14 protein-coding genes are annotated in these 15,065 nt (G+C 72.4%); 3 read left to right on the forward strand and 11 right to left on the reverse strand.

The window, feature by feature from the left end:
* Positions 1-8: 8 nt before the first annotated feature.
* The 4 genes from ABT354_RS30255 to ABT354_RS30270 are packed head-to-tail and all read right to left on the reverse strand — an operon-like array spanning position 9 to position 5,509.
* The gene (locus tag ABT354_RS30255) at positions 9-1,196 is read right to left on the reverse strand and encodes an NAD(P)-binding domain-containing protein (RefSeq protein WP_351499632.1); all 1,188 of its coding nucleotides are present in this window, start codon (positions 1,194-1,196) and stop codon (positions 9-11) included.
* A gap of 45 nt (positions 1,197-1,241) precedes the next feature.
* Complete coding sequence (gene amaB, locus ABT354_RS30260) at positions 1,242-2,855, reverse strand: L-piperidine-6-carboxylate dehydrogenase (protein WP_502983529.1); 1,614 nt, start codon at positions 2,853-2,855, stop codon at positions 1,242-1,244.
* Complete coding sequence (gene hglS / locus ABT354_RS30265; protein ID WP_351499634.1) at positions 2,852-4,294, reverse strand: 2-oxoadipate dioxygenase/decarboxylase; 1,443 nt, start codon at positions 4,292-4,294, stop codon at positions 2,852-2,854. Before hglS ends, amaB begins: the two co-directional genes overlap by 4 nt.
* A gap of 39 nt (positions 4,295-4,333) precedes the next feature.
* Entirely contained in the window at positions 4,334-5,509 is a 1,176-nt protein-coding gene (locus ABT354_RS30270; protein ID WP_351499636.1) for an NAD(P)/FAD-dependent oxidoreductase, read from the reverse strand.
* A gap of 157 nt (positions 5,510-5,666) precedes the next feature.
* Here ABT354_RS30270 and ABT354_RS30275 point away from each other — a divergent pair, with 157 nt between their 5' ends.
* Positions 5,667-6,086 (forward strand): YjbQ family protein, encoded by a 420-nt coding sequence (locus tag ABT354_RS30275; RefSeq protein WP_351499639.1) that lies wholly within the window; start codon positions 5,667-5,669, stop codon positions 6,084-6,086.
* 81 nt (positions 6,087-6,167) lie between these two features.
* Here ABT354_RS30275 and ABT354_RS30280 read toward each other — a convergent pair whose 3' ends face one another.
* Complete coding sequence (locus ABT354_RS30280; protein ID WP_351499641.1) at positions 6,168-7,208, reverse strand: vWA domain-containing protein; 1,041 nt, start codon at positions 7,206-7,208, stop codon at positions 6,168-6,170.
* A 447-nt stretch (positions 7,209-7,655) separates the two neighbouring features.
* On the opposite strand from ABT354_RS30280, the gene ABT354_RS30285 reads away from it, so the two are divergent.
* Positions 7,656-9,080: a YVTN family beta-propeller repeat protein gene (locus ABT354_RS30285; protein WP_351499643.1), complete on the forward strand. Its 1,425-nt coding sequence runs from the start codon at positions 7,656-7,658 to the stop codon at positions 9,078-9,080.
* 55 nt (positions 9,081-9,135) lie between these two features.
* On the opposite strand, the gene ABT354_RS30290 is transcribed toward ABT354_RS30285, so the two are convergent.
* Both ABT354_RS30290 and ABT354_RS30295 read right to left on the reverse strand, forming a co-directional pair.
* Positions 9,136-9,483, reverse strand: a complete 348-nt coding sequence (locus tag ABT354_RS30290) for a GNAT family N-acetyltransferase (protein WP_351499646.1) — start codon at positions 9,481-9,483, stop codon at positions 9,136-9,138.
* Positions 9,484-9,506: 23 nt separating this feature from the next.
* Entirely contained in the window at positions 9,507-10,463 is a 957-nt protein-coding gene (locus ABT354_RS30295; RefSeq protein WP_351499648.1) for a pirin family protein, read from the reverse strand.
* 96 nt (positions 10,464-10,559) lie between these two features.
* Here ABT354_RS30295 and ABT354_RS30300 point away from each other — a divergent pair, with 96 nt between their 5' ends.
* Positions 10,560-11,060: a carboxymuconolactone decarboxylase family protein gene (locus ABT354_RS30300; protein ID WP_351499650.1), complete on the forward strand. Its 501-nt coding sequence runs from the start codon at positions 10,560-10,562 to the stop codon at positions 11,058-11,060.
* A gap of 4 nt (positions 11,061-11,064) precedes the next feature.
* Here the strand turns inward: ABT354_RS30300 and ABT354_RS30305 are convergent, their stop codons facing one another.
* The 4 genes from ABT354_RS30305 to ABT354_RS30320 all read right to left on the reverse strand — a co-directional run bounded on the left by ABT354_RS30305 (position 11,065) and on the right by ABT354_RS30320 (position 14,998).
* Entirely contained in the window at positions 11,065-11,808 is a 744-nt protein-coding gene (locus tag ABT354_RS30305) for a DUF1275 family protein (protein WP_351499652.1), read from the reverse strand.
* Entirely contained in the window at positions 11,789-12,316 is a 528-nt protein-coding gene (locus ABT354_RS30310) for a DoxX family protein (protein ID WP_351499706.1), read from the reverse strand. The genes ABT354_RS30305 and ABT354_RS30310 overlap by 20 nt, the downstream gene beginning before the upstream one ends.
* Positions 12,317-12,357: 41 nt before the next feature.
* A complete protein-coding gene (locus ABT354_RS30315; RefSeq protein ID WP_351499653.1) occupies positions 12,358-13,020 on the reverse strand; it encodes a hydrolase in 663 nt (220 codons plus the stop codon).
* 97 nt (positions 13,021-13,117) lie between these two features.
* Positions 13,118-14,998, reverse strand: a complete 1,881-nt coding sequence (locus tag ABT354_RS30320; protein WP_351499708.1) for an amidohydrolase — start codon at positions 14,996-14,998, stop codon at positions 13,118-13,120.
* Between the last annotated feature and the right edge of the window lie 67 nt (positions 14,999-15,065).

Here is a 15,065-nt window from a genome sequence, read left to right on the forward strand (position 1 = left end):
CTGACGGTTCACGCCGAAAGGGTCGCGGGGGCCGGTGCGGGCGTAAGGGCCTGCGGGGGCGTGCGGGTCGGCGGGTCCGTGGGGACCTGAGGGTTTCCGGGGGTCCGCGGTTTCCGGGGGGTCGGGTGCTCCAGCAGCCGCCGGATCTCCCGTACCGCCTCCCGCCCGGCCCGGTTCGCGCCGACGGTCGAGGCGGACGGCCCGTACCCCACCAGATGCACCCGCTCGTCCCGGACCGCGCGGGTGCCGTCCATCCGGACCCCGCCGCCCGGCTCCCGCAGCCGCAGGGGTGCCAGATGGTCGATCGCGGCCCGGAAGCCGGTCGCCCACAGGATCACATCGGCCGCCACGGAACGGCCGTCCTCCCAGACCGCGCCTTCCGGGGTGATCCGCTCGAACATCGGCAGCCGGTCGAGAACACCCTGGTCACGGGCGTTGCGCAGGGCGTCGTTGAGGGGCAGCCCGGTCACCGAGACCACGCTCTCGGGCGGCAGTCCCTTCCGGACCCGTTCGGCGACCCGGGCCACCGCGGCCCGTCCCGCGTTCTCGTCGAAGGGGCCCTCGACAAAGACCGGCGGTCTGCGGGTCACCCAGGTGGTCGCCGCGGCGAGCGGGGCGATCTCCAGCAGATGCTGGGTCGCCGAGGCGCCGCCGCCGACCACGATCACCCGCTTCCCGGCGAACTCCCCGGGCCCCCGGTACCGGGCGGTGTGCAGCTGGCGCCCCCGGAAGCTCTCCTGACCGGGATAGCGGGGCCAGAAGGGCCGGTCCCAGGTACCGGTGGCGTTGATCAGCGCCCGTGCCGCCCATTCACCCTGGGAGGTGGAGATCAGCAGCCGCCCGTCGGCCCCGTCCCGTACGGCGTGCACATCGACGGGCCGCCGCACCCGCAGCCCGAAGCGCTCCTCGTACGCCGCGAAGTACGCGCCGATCACCTCGGAGGCCGGCCGGCCCGGGGCGGCCCCGGTCAGCTCCATGCCCGGCAGGTCGTACACCCCGTGGACCCGGTCGTACGTCAGCGAGGGCCAGCGGAACTGCCAGGCGCCGCCCGGCTCGGGCGCATGGTCGAACACCACGAAGTCGCGGTCGGGGACCAGTCCCGCGTGGCGCAGATGGTAGGCGGCGGAGAGCCCCGCCTGTCCGGCGCCGATGACGGCCACATCGACGGTGTGCACCCGTACCCCAAAGTCGTTCACGCTTCTACTAACTCTGGGGGGTGCCGGGATCTTCCCGACCGGGCCCTACAGAAAGCTCACCCCCTGGGCGAGCGGCAGATCGTCCGAGTAGTTCACGGTATTGGTGGCCCGCCGCATATACGCCTTCCAGGCGTCCGAGCCGGACTCGCGTCCGCCCCCGGTCTCCTTCTCACCGCCGAACGCGCCGCCGATCTCCGCCCCCGAGGTGCCGATGTTGACATTGGCGATCCCGCAGTCGGAGCCGTCGGCCGCGAGAAAGCGCTCCGCCTCCCGCTGGTCCCGGGTGAAGATGCTGGACGAGAGCCCCTGCGGGACCCCGTTCTGGAGCGCGACGGCCTCCTCCAGGGTGCGGTACGTGAGCACATAGAGGAGCGGGGCGAAGGTCTCCTCGCGCACCACGGCGCTCTGGGCGGGCATCCGCACCACGGCGGGCCGCACATAGACGGCCTCCTCGCTGCCTTCCGTACCGTTCCCCGTACCGCCCGCCGCCCCCTTCTCATCGGCGGCGTACCGGACCGGCAGCGGCTCACCGCCCGCCAGGACCCGCCCGCCCTCGGCCACCGCACGGGCCAGGGCATCCGCCATCGCCCGGCCCGCCCTCGGCGAGATCAGCGGCCCCACCAGGGTCCCGGCCGCGAAGGGATCCCCCACCGGCAGGTTCCCGTACGCCCGGACGATCCCCTCCACCACCCGGTCCGCGATGTCCTCGTGGACGATCAGCCGCCGCAGGGTGGTGCAGCGCTGTCCGGCCGTACCCGCCGCGGAGAACACGATGCCCCGGACCGCCAGATCGAGATCGGCCGACGGCGCCACCACCGCGGCGTTGTTCCCGCCCAGCTCCAGCAGACAGCGCCCGAAACGCGCCGCCACCCGGGGCGCGACCTCCCGGCCCATCCGCACCGAACCGGTCGCGCTCAGCAGCGCCACCCGGGGATCGTCCACCAGTCGCGCCCCCGCCTCCCGGCCCCCCGGCACCAGCCGGTGCACACCCGGCGGGGCACCCGTCTCGGCCACCGCGCGGTCCAGCAGCGCCGTACAGGCCAGCGCCGTCAGGGGGGTCAGCTCCGACGGCTTCCACACCACGGTGTCCCCGCAGACCAGGGCGACGGCGGTGTTCCACGCCCAGACGGCGACCGGGAAGTTGAACGCCGAGATCACCCCCACCACGCCCAGCGGATGCCAGCTCTCCGAGAGCCGGTGCCCCGGCCGTTCGCTCGCCATGGTCCGCCCGTAGAGCTGACGGGAGAGCCCGACCGCGAACTCACAGATGTCGATCATCTCCCGCACCTCGCCCAGCGCCTCCGAGCGGATCTTGCCCGCCTCGACGGTGACCAGGTCGGCCAGGTGCTCCTGGTGCTCGGTCAGCAGCTCACCCAGCCGCTTCACCAGCGCGCCCCGGCGCGGCGCGGGCACCGTGCGCCAGCCGAGGAACGCCTCGGCCGCCGCCGTCACCGCGGCCTCCGCCGCCGCCTCGCCCGCTGCCGGGAGCCGCCACAGGACACCCCCGGTCACCGGGGTCCGCGCGACAAGGCCCCCGCCGGTCTCCCCGGCGGTCTCCTCGTCGGGGGGCATGGGCACACCACAGGCGAGCAGGCCGGCCCGGGCGAGCGCCCGCAGCGTGTCGGTACCGGGCACGGTCACCGTCGATGCATCGGTCACGGAGAGTCCTTGGGGTCCGGAGGAAGGCCGAGCGCCGCGCGGGCCCGGCACAGGGAGTCGCGCTGCTCCGCCTCGTACAGCGCGAAGGGGTCGTGCACCGGGCGTTCCAGCGTCTCGGAGAGCCAGGCCCGGTCGTAGGGGGTACCGCCCGCCCCGGTGGCGCGGGTGCCCGCGCCGGTCAGATTCGACTGGAAGATGCCGGCGGCGGAGAGCGGCAGGAAGTCCTCGTAGACGAGGGGGCGGGCGATGAGCCGCCCGTCGTCCAGCAGTGCGTCCGGGTCGTGGTGCCCGGCACCGTTCCCGTGCCCGGCCTCGCGCTCGTCCGCCGTTCTCCCCGCCGTTCCCGCCGCCCCCGCCCCTGTTCCTCCCGTCGTTCCTGTTCCTCTCGTCGTTCCTGTTCCTCTCGCCGTTCCCGGTGCGTAGCGGAAGAAGCCCAGCCCCGCCCGGGCCAGCCCCCGCTCGGTCGCCGGGAAACGGCGCTCCCAGACGGCGGCGGGCTCACCGATCAGCTCGTCGTAGAGCGCCCGCCCGGCCCGGGTCAGCGCGATCCCGCGCGCCTCCACCTCACCGAACCGCACCCGCAGCGACCCCGCGCCCACCCGGCCGTCCGCCTCCCGGAAGAGCCGTTTCTCCGCCAGCGCCCGGAACGAGGTCTGCCGCAGCAGCACCGGCGGCCCCGCCCAGCGCGGCGGCCCCTGGATCCGGTCGATCATCGCCACCCCGCGCCCGGTCATCCGGCGGTACAGCTCGTCGATGTCCAGCACCCTCGGCGTCAGATGGTTGACATGGGTACGGGAGACCCCGCCGATATCGGCGGCGACCGAGGAGACCCGCTCCAGCTCGGCGTACCAGGCCCGGTCCACCGGCTCCGGCGACAGCTCGAACGCCGCCACCGCCAGCGACAGAAAGCGCTCCGCCGGCCCCTCCTCCAGCCCGCCGTCCCGCTCCGCCCGCCGTGCCAGCTCCAGCAGCTCCGGCGGGAACAGCACCCGCCGCGCCAGGAAGGCCTCCAGCCGCCGCTCCAGATCCGCGCCGAAGAAGCGACGGTCCGCCGTGGTGAGCAGGGAGGTGAAGACGCGGAACGGGTTGCGCTCCAGCTCGTCCGCGTCGACGGGCCGGAACGCGGTGGACACCACCGGCACCGCGCTCACCGCCGCCTCGCGCAGATCGTAGAAGCCGACCGGCCGCATCCCCAGGGCGGCGAACACCTGCGCCGCCTGCCGCAGCTCACGGGGGGTGCCGACCCGGATCGCGCCATGCCGCTCGGCGGTCACCCGCTCGATCCCGCCGAGCCGCCCGGTGTCCCCGCCCCGGGCGACCACCTCCGCGTTGATCTCCCGGACCACCTCCACCAGGGTGGTGTACGCCGGGACCTCCACTCCGTACATCGCCGAGAGACGCCGGGCGAAGGCCGCCCGCAGCTCCCATGTCACCGCCATCGCCGCTCCCCGCCGTCGTGGGTCATGGGTCCCTCCGGTTCAGATGATGTGCGCCTCGGGGCGTGGCGCGCCCCCGCCGGCCGTGAACCGCGCCGCCGAGAGGGGACCGACATCGGTGAACGGCCGGCGCCCCAGCATCAGATCGCGGACGACCTCACCCACCGCGGGCGCCTGGAGGAAGCCATGCCCGGAGAAGCCGGTCGCGTACCAGAACCCCGCCACCTCCGCGGCCCGCCCGATCAGCGCGTTGTGATCGGGCGTCACCTCGTACAGCCCCGCCCAGCCGTGCCGCACCTCCAGCGAGGCCAGCGCGGGGGCACGGCGCCGGGCCACCGCCCGGAACGGTTCCAGCCACTCGCGGCTGAACTCCCGCCCGAACCCCGGCTCCTGGCGCGGATCCGAGAAGCCCAGCGCCAGCCCGCCGGCCCCGTCGCCGTGGAAGTAGAGCGTCGACCCGAGATCCAGGGTGAACGGGATCCTCGGCGGCGCGATCGGGAGCGGCCCGGTGAAACCGATCTGGCGCCGCAGCGGAGTCACCGGCAGCGCCACCCCGGCGAGCGCCCCGACCCCCGCGGACCAGGCGCCCGCGGCACAGACCACCGCGTCTGTCCGCACCCGTCCCGCGTCGGTGCGCACCGCCCGTACCGCCCCGTCCACGACCTCGATCCCGGTCACCGCACACCGCGTCCGGACCCGTACCCCCAGCCGGCGGGCGGCCCGCAGATAGCCCTGGACCGCCCTCGGCGGCAGCGCCTGACCGTCGTCGGGCGAGTACGCGGCGGCCAGCAGCGACCCCGGATCGACATAGGGACAGAGCCGCGCCGCCTCGCGCGCGCCCACGATCCTGCCGGGGACCCCCAGTGCCCGCTGTACGGCCACCGCCCGCTCGCAGAGCGCCACCTCCTCCTCGCTGCCGAGCAGAAAGAGATAGCCGGTGCTGTCCACGCCGACATCGGCCCCGGGCCGTTCGGTGAAGGCCCGCCAGGCCTCCAGACTCCGCTGTCCCAGGGCGACATTCAACGGGTCCGAGAACTGTGCCCGGATGCCCCCGATCGGCTTCCCCGACGACCCGGCCCCCACCTCGTCGCGCTCCACCACCAGCACATCGCGCACCCCGGCCTCGGCCAGATGGAACGCCACCGACGCCCCGATCACCCCGCCCCCGACGACCACGACCTCCGCGACGGCCTCTGCCGGGCCCGATCCCTCCACCATCCGGTCTCCCACCGCCACTCCGGCGCCTGGCCTGCCGATGTCCTGGCGCCCTGGTGTCCTGTTGCGTGCCCTGGTGTGTGTCCCGTTTGCGTGTCCTGGTGTCCGACACCGGCCCACGATACGAGCGAGCCCGCCCCGTCCGGTGGAGGATGGATGTATGCCCCCTTTCACCACCCGAGTGCTCTCCCTGACCACCGGCTCCGACGAGAGCGTCACCGATCTCACCGCCGCCTGCGAGGACTTCCTCCACTCCGCCGCCGCCGGCCGCGACGGCCTCCTCAATGTCTTCGTCCCGCACGCCACCGCGGGCATCGCCGTGATCGAGACCGGCTCCGGCAGCGACGACGACCTCCTCGCCGCCCTCCACACCCTCCTCCCCTCCGACAACCGCTGGCAACACCGCCACGGCACCCCCGGCCACGGCCGCGACCATGTCCTCCCGGCCTTCCTCCCGCCCCATGCGACCCTTCCCGTGATCGGGGGCCGGCTGGAGCTGGGGACGTGGCAGTCGGTCTGTCTGGTCGACACGAACGTCGACAATCCACGGCGTCAGGTGCGGCTGAGCTTCCTCGGCTGATCGAGCCGCGTACTCCGCGCGTCCGGAACGGAGAGAGACACGGACCTTCTCGCTCCCCTGGAGACGGCGCTCGTGGGCGGGTCAGTGCATCAGCAGCAGCCGGGTGTTCGGCACGAGCTTGCGGTTCACGCTGGTGCTCTGCACGAAGATGGTGAAGTCGTCGTTGTGGTCCGGCTTGATACGCACCTCCACATCCGGCAGGCCGAGCAGGGCACGGGCCTCGGGCCCTGTGTACACCCGGTCCGTCGTCTTCTCCAGCACCGCGATCTGCTTCCGCGCTTGGACCTTCTCCGTCTTGCTCAGCTGGTAGAAAGCACCACCGGTACGGTAGGTGTGGCCGGATTCGACGACCCAGTTCCGGATCGCCGTGTCACGGTCCACCGGGATCAGCGCGAACGCCGAGGGGTCCACCGGGGTGAGCCCGGCCGCCTGGATGGTGTCCTTGTTGACCGCCTCCACACCCGTGGAGAACACCGCCCGCGATCCCCGGATGCCCTTGGTACGGCCCACCATGAACTTCTCGGTGGCCTCCCGGATGACCTGCCCGGCCTCCTCCAGCCCCTGTGCGGTCGTCGCGTCCCAGACGGCTATGTTGTCCTTCGGGAAACCGCACTGCATCGCCTCGCGCTTGCCCACCTGGTCCGGCACCAGGACGGCCAGCGTCCAGTTGTCGTTCTGCGCCTCGATCATCTCCGTCACCGCCTGGACCAGCTGCTGGGGATTCCGGCTGGGGGCGTCGGGGCAGCGATGACTCGCGTTCTCCTGCCCGTCGGTGAGCACGAACGTCAGGAAGCTGTGGTCGCCGTACAACTGAGCCGTCTGCGCCAGCTCCCGCTGTGACTTCAGCGCCGCCGCCAGCAGGGCCGTCATACCACCGGCCCGGTACAGCTGCTTCAGGGACGGCATCCGCAGCACGTCCTTGTCGTAGATGACGCACTCCACCGTGTCGGCGAAGACGTACACCGTGACACGGGTCTCCTGGTCCAGCTCCCTCGACCGGCGCGCGAGATAGGTGATCTGCTGGTCGGCGACCTCGACGACCTTGCGGCTCAGGTGCGACATCGACGAACTGGCATCCAGCACAAGAGCGACGTGGTTGATGTAGTTCTGGCTTCCGGACACGGACAGCTCCCCCTCGTGACGAGTCGATGTTCCTCACCGTCTCACCCACCACTGACAATCGAGTCCGGCTCGTCCCCGACACGAGGTCGTCCCGGTCCAGGCGGTTTGTGCGCTGGGCCGCCGACCGTATCCGGCTGAACGGTCTCCCGGCCGACAGGTTGAACACATGAGCGAATGATCATCCATTCGGATTGTTGTGCCGGTGGTCGCGATCGGACCGGCGCGGGAGGCACCACAGTGATCAGCGGGGTCATGCCGATGGTGACGGGGGCGGCTGTCGGTGGCACGTCGCCGGAGGTTCGTCCGGGGCGGGGCGGCCGCCCGTGGTGTGCGGCGCATGACCCGCCGCACCACCGGCTGACCTGTTTCCACGACATCACCGCACGTGCCACCGGCCGGCCACCTGGCCGCTCCCACGCCGGGGCCCGATGGGAGAGGAACCCCTGTATGAGTCCGAGTCTGCCCACCGCATCCGTCCGGTCCCGGAAGCGGCCCGGCCGCCGACTCCTCGCGATCGCCGGCTCCTGTGGCCTGGCCATGGCCTCGCTGACCGCCGTGGCTCCCGCCGCGCACTCCGCACCCGCGCCACGGGCCGCGGCTGAGGCGCCGCTCGCCTATGTGACGAACTACAGCGACGACACGGTCTCCGTGATCGACACCGCCACCGAGACCGTCACCTCCACCTTCCCGGTCGGCGACGGCCCCAAGGGCGTGGCCGCCTCCCCGGACGGAGCCCGCCTCTATGTGACCAACGGGAACGCCGACTCCGTCTCGGTGACCGACACCTCGACCGGAACGGTCACCGCGACCATCCCCGTGGGCAACGGCGCCAACGGCATCGCCGTGTCGCCCGACGGGTCCCGCGCGTACGTCGTCAACAGCGCCCTCCAGCGGCTGACGGTGATCGACATCGCGGCCGGCACCGTGACCGCCACCGTCACCGTCGGCAGCGCCCCGCAGGAGGTGGCCGTCTCCCCGGACGGCAGCCGTGCCTATGTCACCAACTACAACGACCGCTCGGTATCGGTGGTCGACACCGCGACGAACACCGTGACCGCCACCATCAATGTCGGCGGGTTCCCCCAGAGCGTCGCCTTCACCCCGGACGGCAGCCGCGCCTATGTCACCCGTCCGTTCTCCAACTCCGTCGTGGTGATCAACACGGCCACCAACGCCGTGTCCGGCAACGTCCCCCTCACCGACGGCCCGTACGACGTCGCCGTCTCCCCGGACGGCGCGCGCGTCTACGTCTCCCGGGGCCAGGGTGCCACCGTGGCCACGATCGACACCGCGACGAACACGGTGACCGCGACCACCGCCGCCGGAAACACCCCCAGGGGCGTGGCCGTCACCCCGGACGGCGGCCATGTCTACACCGCCAACGGCAACTCGGCCACCGTCTCCGTGATCGACACCGCCACCCACACCACCAGCGGCATCCCCGTGGGCAGGACCCCCGTCGACATCGCGATCGCCGAACGCCCCACCGCCGACCTCGGCGTGGAACTGACCGCCACTCCCCGTCCCGGGCTGCTCAACGGCCGTATCGACTACACCGTGACCCTCACCAACCACGGGCCCCGCACCCTGGCCTCCGCCACCGTCACCCTGGACCTGCCCACTCCCACGGGGGCGACCAGCCCCGACTGCACCCTCACCACGGGCAAGGCCACCTGCACCACCACCGGCCTCGCCCCCGGCGCGAGCGCCACCCGCCGGGTCACCGTGCCCGTCGCCGTCCTCAGCCTCGGCACCCCCTACACCGTCACCGCCACCCGTGCCACCAGCACACCCACCGACCCCAACCCCGCCAATGACAGCGCGTCCCGCACCTGCACCGCCACCACCGGACTCCTCATCAACTGCACCTGACACACCGGACACCGGCCTGGCTCACGCAGTGATCTCTCACTGGAGTACGAGGAGTTCAGCGCCCCAGCCGGGAGTCGAGCCAGGTGAGGATCTCGGGGGTGACGGGGTCGGTGATGTCCGCGAACTCGCGGTGCTTGGTCAGGAACTTGGCCACGTAGGGGCAGACGGGGACGATCCGCATCCCGGAGGCGCGGACGTCGGTGAGAGCCTGCTCGACGAGGATCGCGGCGAGTCCCCGGCCGGCGTAGGCGTCGTCGATCTCGGTGTGGAAGAAGACCCGCCGGTCGTCGTCGCGGTCGCGGTAGGCGGTCAGGCCGGCGCGGTCGTCCTCGACCAGGATCTCGTAACGGTGGCGGGTGTCGACATGGCGGACGGCGGGGGTGCTGGTGGTCTGCTCGCTCATGAGGGCGGCCTTCCTGGTTCGGGTCAGCGGGGGGAGCGGTTCTTGCGGGGGGTGATGACGGCGTTGGGCAGGGCGGGGGCGGGCAGTCGCTCGCCGGGGTAGCCCTCGACGGTGCCGAAGCGGTCGGCGGCGCGCTCCCAGTCCTCCCGTGCCTCGACGATGTCCTGGTGGCTGCGGCCGATGAAGTTCCACCACATCACGATCTCCTCCTCGAACGGCGGGCCGCCCAGGAGGATCGTCCGGGCCGGGCGGTCGGAGTCGTTGGTGAGGGTGAGGGAGGTGCGGCCGGGGGCGGCGTAGCCGAGTTCCGCGGGGCGCAGGGTGGTTCCGTCGAGGCGGACGTCGTCGCCGTCGTCGACGAGGAGTCCGTGCTCGAAGCGGGGGTCGACGTCGAGGGTGACGGTGACGCCGGCGTCGATCAGGACCTCGGCGCCGAGGAGCGGGGTGAAGGTGCGTACGGGGGAGGTGTCGCCGGCGAGTGTGCCCAGGAAGACCCGCAGTTCCGCGCCGTCGACGCGGAGCGGCGTGGGTGCGTGGTGCTGGAACTCGCGCGGTGCGTGGCGGTGTTCGTCGGGGAGGGCCACCCAGAGCTGGACGCCGTGGAGCACGGTGGTGCCGGGGGTGGAGACCTCGGTGTGGCTGATGCCGTGGCCCCCGGTCATGAGGTTGATCTCGCCGGGCCGCACCAGGGCATGCGTACCCAGGCTGTCGCGGTGCTCGATCTCTCCGCTGAAGAGCCAGCTGACGGTCTGGAGCCCGGTGTGGGGGTGGGGCGCGACGTCCATGCCGCCGGAGTCGGCGACCCGGTCGGGACCGTAGTGGTCGGCGAAGCACCAGGCCCCGATGAGCGTCCGGGCCCGCTGCGGCAGGGTGCGCCGTACGGTCATCGCCCGGGGTCCGCCCAGCGGGACGTCCCGGGCGGTGAGGACCTCGACGCCGCCCTCGATGTCGGCTTCGATCGCGATACCTGTGTGATCCATCTCCCGGCCTTCCCCGAGCTAAGTAGTTTCGGATTCAACAATTATGGGTGATCATAGATCCGAAGGCAACCCGGGACAACAGACGGAGGAACACCGATGACCGAGACCGCGCAGGCCGTGGAAACCCACCGGTCCAATGGACGGATCTACCTCGACAAGCAGAGCCCCGCCGCGTACCAGGCGCTGGTCAGGACCGCCGACGCCGTCCGTACGACGGCTGCCGAGGCCGGCCTGGACCGGATCCTGGTCGAGCTGATCAACCTCCGGGTGTCCCAGCTCAACGGCTGCGCCTTCTGCCTCGACGTCCACACCCGGACCGCGCTGCGCGCCGGGGAATCCGCGCGGCGCCTCGGGGTGCTCGCGGCCTGGCGGGACACGGAGCTGTTCACCGCCCGGGAGCGCGCGTCCCTCGCGCTGGCCGAGGCCACCACCCACCCCGCCGACGCCCTCGCCCAGGAGCGGGCGTACGCGGAGGCGGGGCAGGTGCTGGACGACGACGAGATCGCCGCCGTGGTCTGGGTGGCGATCACGATCAACGCCTTCAACCGGGTCTCGATCCTGAGCAAGCACCCGGTACGGGAGACTCCCGCCCGCTGAACCCCTACGGGGCCGTGGCCCAGACCGCGCCCGGGGCCGAGAGCCGCCACACCACCACGGCGCCCGTGACCAGCAGCGTCAGTGCCACGCCCAGGACGAGCCAGAGCCCGACCTTCAGGAGGACGGCTCCGAGGAGGGCACCGAGGAGCATGGTCAGCACGGACAGGATCCGGCGGCCGGGCCGGGGCGCCGCCCCGCCGGCCGGGCCGGAGTCGGCGGCGAGCCCGGTCAGGGTGAGGGTGAGCACGGTCGTCGTCAGGTCCGGGACGCCGAGCCGCCGGGCGACCGCGTTCTGGAGCCCCATCGCCAGGGCGAGGAGCACGATCAAGGTGCACTGGACGGCGACGCCCACCTCGCCGCGGGCCCCGGCGGTCGCGAACAGGGCGATCGCGAAGGCGGCTGCGAACAGCGCCGCCTGGACGGCCATGGCCGAGGCGAGCAGCCGGCCCCGGTGCGCGGCGAAGCGGACAGCGAAGCGGCCACCGGCCAGCGCTCCGGCGAGAAAGGCCGCGAGGGAGACGGCGGCGGCCGTCGCCGACGGGCCGTCCGCACCCGTGACGGCGAAGCCCAGGAACACCACATTGCCGGTCATGTTGGCGACGAAGACGTTTCCGAGCCCCAGATAGCTCACGGCGTCCACCAGGCCCGTCACCGCGGTGAGGGCGAGCACCAGCGGCGGCAGCGGGCCGTGCCGGTCCCCCTTCGGGGGGACCAGCGTACGGGCCGCGTCAGCCAGCAGCGCGCGCATCGTGGGCCGGTCCTTCCGCGGTGGAGCGGGCCCGGTGCAGCACCGCCCGTACGAGCAGTCCGCTGACGGGACCGGTGACCAGGGCGACGACGGAGATCCACCCGGGCCAGGGAGTCCATCCGAGCAGATGGTCCGCCGACCAGCGGCCGGGGCCGGTGAGCGCGAGCGCCCCGGCCACGACGACGAGGAAGAGCGGGTACTCGTACCCGTCGTGCTGCACCCAGAGCCCGTTGCGCCACTTGACGGTGGTGGCCACGGTCATCACACCCGCGGCGGTCATCGCCGCCGCGGGTGTGAGGAGCCCGGCCGCCAGGAACAGGCCGGCGCCGATCTGGCCGCCGCCCGCCGCGAGCGCGGTGAGCCGGCCGCCGCGGAACCCGTCCCGCCGGAACTCCTCGGTTCCCCCGGCCAGGCCCTCGCCGCCCAGCCGGAAACTGACCTTCTGCACTCCGTGGCCGGCGACGAGGAGTCCCGTCACCAGCCGGAGGATCAACAGCCCGGTGTCCATCATGTTGCCGCCCGCTCTGTTCCTGTGTCCGTTCCGGCGTGTCAGCCGGCCGCGTGGGGGTCGATCATGGCCTGGGCGTAGAGGACGCCGAGGCCGTAGCCGCCCGCGTGCTCCTTGACGACATCGGTGGTGGCGACGTACGACTCGGTGCGGGCCCAGTCGCGCTGGAACTCAAGGAGCACCTGGAGCCAGGTCACCGGTGCCGCGCCGGCCTGGACCACGCGCTGTATGGCGTGGTCGTGCGCCTGCGGGCTGACGCCGCCGGACGCGTCGGTGACCACGTACACCTCATAGCCCTGGGCGATGGCGGACAGGGTGGGCAGGACCACGCAGACCTCCGTCCACAGGCCCGCGATGACCAGCTTCCCGCGGCCGGTCGCCTTCACGGCCTCGACGAACGCCTCGTCCTCCCAGGCGTTCATCGAGGTGCGGTCGATGATCGTCCGGTCGGGGAAGACGGCGGCGAGCTGCGGCAGTATGGGGCCGGAGAAGGACTCGGCCGCCACGGTGCTCAGCACCACCGGCACATCGAAGACCCGGGCGGCCTTCGCCAGGCCCACGGTGGAGTTGACGATCGCGGTGCGGTCGCCGCTGCCGGTCCCGAAGAACATCTGCGGCTGGTGGTCGATGAAGAGGACGGCACAGTTGTCGGGGGTGAGCAGATCAGGGCTGGGGGCCGCGGTGACCTGGGCGATGTTGACCATGGGTACTGCCTCTCATCGAGTGGCACCGGGATGCATCGGTGCGGATTCGTGTGTCTTCGTGTGTCTTCGTGTTTCTTCGTGTGACTTCGCTGTGGTCTCAGAGGGAGGTGCAGGGGTCGAAGAACCCGTTCTCCTGCCCGGGCGCGAGGCCCCGGCGGATGCGCCACCGCAGGTGCTCGCCGGACTCGTCGGCGGCCTCGGTGATCAGCTCGGCCTGGCGGACGCCGCCGTGGCGCGTTGCGGGGGCGGCCCGGTAGCCGCCGAAGTGCGCGACCGGGCTCCAGCCGGGGCTCACCGGCGGCAGCTCCTCGTCCAGGCCCTCGTACTCGCCCGCGGCGTACACGACCCGGCCGCCCACGACCGTGAGGAGCGACTCGATGCCGACGATCTCGGGCTCGGGTACGGAGAAGTAGTCCTCGGTGAGGACCGTGAGGTCGCCGAGGTATCCCGGGCGCAGGATGCCCTTGATGTCCTGCTCGCCGGTGAGTTCCGCGCCCGCCGTGGTGAACATGGCGAGTGCGGTGCGCCGGTCGACCCGGTTGGACGGCGGGCGGACGAGCAGGTCGCCGACGGTGCGGCCGGAGACCAGCCAGTGCAGCGCGACCCAGGGGTTGTACGTGGAGACACGGGTGGCGTCGGTGCCCGCGCCCACGGTCAGACCGCGCTCCAGCATGGCCCGGATCGGCGGCGCGTCGGCGGCGGCGCCGACCCCGTACCGCCGTACGAACGCCTCGCCCTGGAACGACAGCCGGTTCTGCACCGACAGTCCGCCGCCGAGTGCGGCGATCCGGTCCAGGCTGTCCCGGGTGACGGTCTCGGCGTGGTCGAAGAGCCATCGGTTGCCGGCCGGGAACAGGCCATCGGCGGCCAGCCGCTCGAAGACGGCGAGGTCCCGGCGGATGGTCTCGTCGTAGGTGGCGTGCAGCCGGAATCCCCAGCCGTGCTCCATGAGGAGGCGGACGGCCTTTCCGAACTCCGCCTCGTAGCCGGAGGCGAGTTCGGGCCGGGGCTGGCTGAAGTTCTCGAAGTCCGCCGCCGCCCAGATGAGGTTCTCCCCGGCGCCGTTGAGCCGCAGCCACTCGTCGCCGTCGCCCGGGCGGACCATCCCGATCCAGCGGGTGAGGTCGGCGATCTCCTGGCCGCTGGTCTGCGGGAAGAGGTGGTAGGCGATGCGCAGCGACAGCTGTCCCGCCCTCGCGAGGTCCACGACCGTGCCGTAGTCGTCGGGGAAGTTCTGGAAGCCGCCGGCCGCGTCGATCGCCGAGGTGAGCCCGAAGCGATTGAGTTCGCGCAGGAAGTGCCGGGTCGATGTCTTCTTGTCCTCGCCGCCGAGGACCGGCGCCCTGGCGAGGGTCGAGTAGAGGATCAGGGCATTCGGCGCCGCGAGCAGCAGACCGGTCGGCTCGCCGCCCCGGCCCCGTACGATCTGCCCGCCCCGGGGGTCGGGCGTGTCCCGGTCGAAGCCGGCGGCTGTCAGCGCGGCCCGGTTGAGCACCGCCGACCGATACAGGTGCAGGACGAACACCGGGGTGTCGGGCGCGGCGGCGTTGAGTTCGGCGACGGTCGGCGGCCGCCGCTCCGCGAACTGCTCGGCCGACCAGCCGCCCACCACGCGCACCCACTGCCCCTTGGGGGTACGGGCGGCCTGTTGCCGCAGCATGGCCAGGCCCTCGCGGAGACTGCGCACTCCGTCCCAGCGCAGTTCGAGCACATAGTTGAGACCGCCGCGGATGACATGGAGGTGGGAGTCGTTGAGGCCGGGCACCACGCGGCGGCCGAGCGCGTCGACCACCCGGGTCGCGGGGCCGACGTGGCCGGCCATGTCGTGGTCGTCGCCGACGCCGAGGACCCGGCCGTCGCGGATGGCGACAGCCTGGGCGGCGGGGCGGGACGGGTCGCCCGTGTAGATCTTCGCATTGCGGACGACGAGGTCCGCCGCGTTCTCGGTGGTCTGGGGAACCAGACCGCCGACCGGCATCGTGGACACCTTCCGGAACCTCCTACGGCGTCGACGGGACGCACGACGTGGACGGCACGGCTCCCGG

It is taken from the genome of Streptomyces sp. NPDC000594 (assembly GCF_040299965.1).
Taxonomy (GTDB): Bacteria; Actinomycetota; Actinomycetes; order Streptomycetales; family Streptomycetaceae; genus Streptomyces.

What these genes read in the sequence shown, in the direction of transcription:
- ABT354_RS30275 (WP_351499639.1), top strand. Translation starts at nt 5,667, where the DNA reads ATGCCCCCTTTCACCACCCGAGTGCTCTCCCTGACCACCGGCTCCGAC.
- ABT354_RS30300 (WP_351499650.1), top strand. Translation starts at nt 10,560, where the DNA reads ATGACCGAGACCGCGCAGGCCGTGGAAACCCACCGGTCCAATGGACGG.
- ABT354_RS30270 (WP_351499636.1), bottom strand. Translation starts at nt 5,509, where the DNA reads ATGGTGGAGGGATCGGGCCCGGCAGAGGCCGTCGCGGAGGTCGTGGTC.
- ABT354_RS30315 (WP_351499653.1), bottom strand. Translation starts at nt 13,020, where the DNA reads ATGGTCAACATCGCCCAGGTCACCGCGGCCCCCAGCCCTGATCTGCTC.
- ABT354_RS30310 (WP_351499706.1), bottom strand. Translation starts at nt 12,316, where the DNA reads ATGGACACCGGGCTGTTGATCCTCCGGCTGGTGACGGGACTCCTCGTC.
- ABT354_RS30295 (WP_351499648.1), bottom strand. Translation starts at nt 10,463, where the DNA reads ATGGATCACACAGGTATCGCGATCGAAGCCGACATCGAGGGCGGCGTC.
- ABT354_RS30320 (WP_351499708.1), bottom strand. Translation starts at nt 14,998, where the DNA reads ATGCCGGTCGGCGGTCTGGTTCCCCAGACCACCGAGAACGCGGCGGAC.
- hglS (WP_351499634.1), bottom strand. Translation starts at nt 4,294, where the DNA reads ATGGCGGTGACATGGGAGCTGCGGGCGGCCTTCGCCCGGCGTCTCTCG.
- ABT354_RS30285 (WP_351499643.1), top strand. Translation starts at nt 7,656, where the DNA reads ATGAGTCCGAGTCTGCCCACCGCATCCGTCCGGTCCCGGAAGCGGCCC.
- ABT354_RS30305 (WP_351499652.1), bottom strand. Translation starts at nt 11,808, where the DNA reads ATGCGCGCGCTGCTGGCTGACGCGGCCCGTACGCTGGTCCCCCCGAAG.
- ABT354_RS30290 (WP_351499646.1), bottom strand. Translation starts at nt 9,483, where the DNA reads ATGAGCGAGCAGACCACCAGCACCCCCGCCGTCCGCCATGTCGACACC.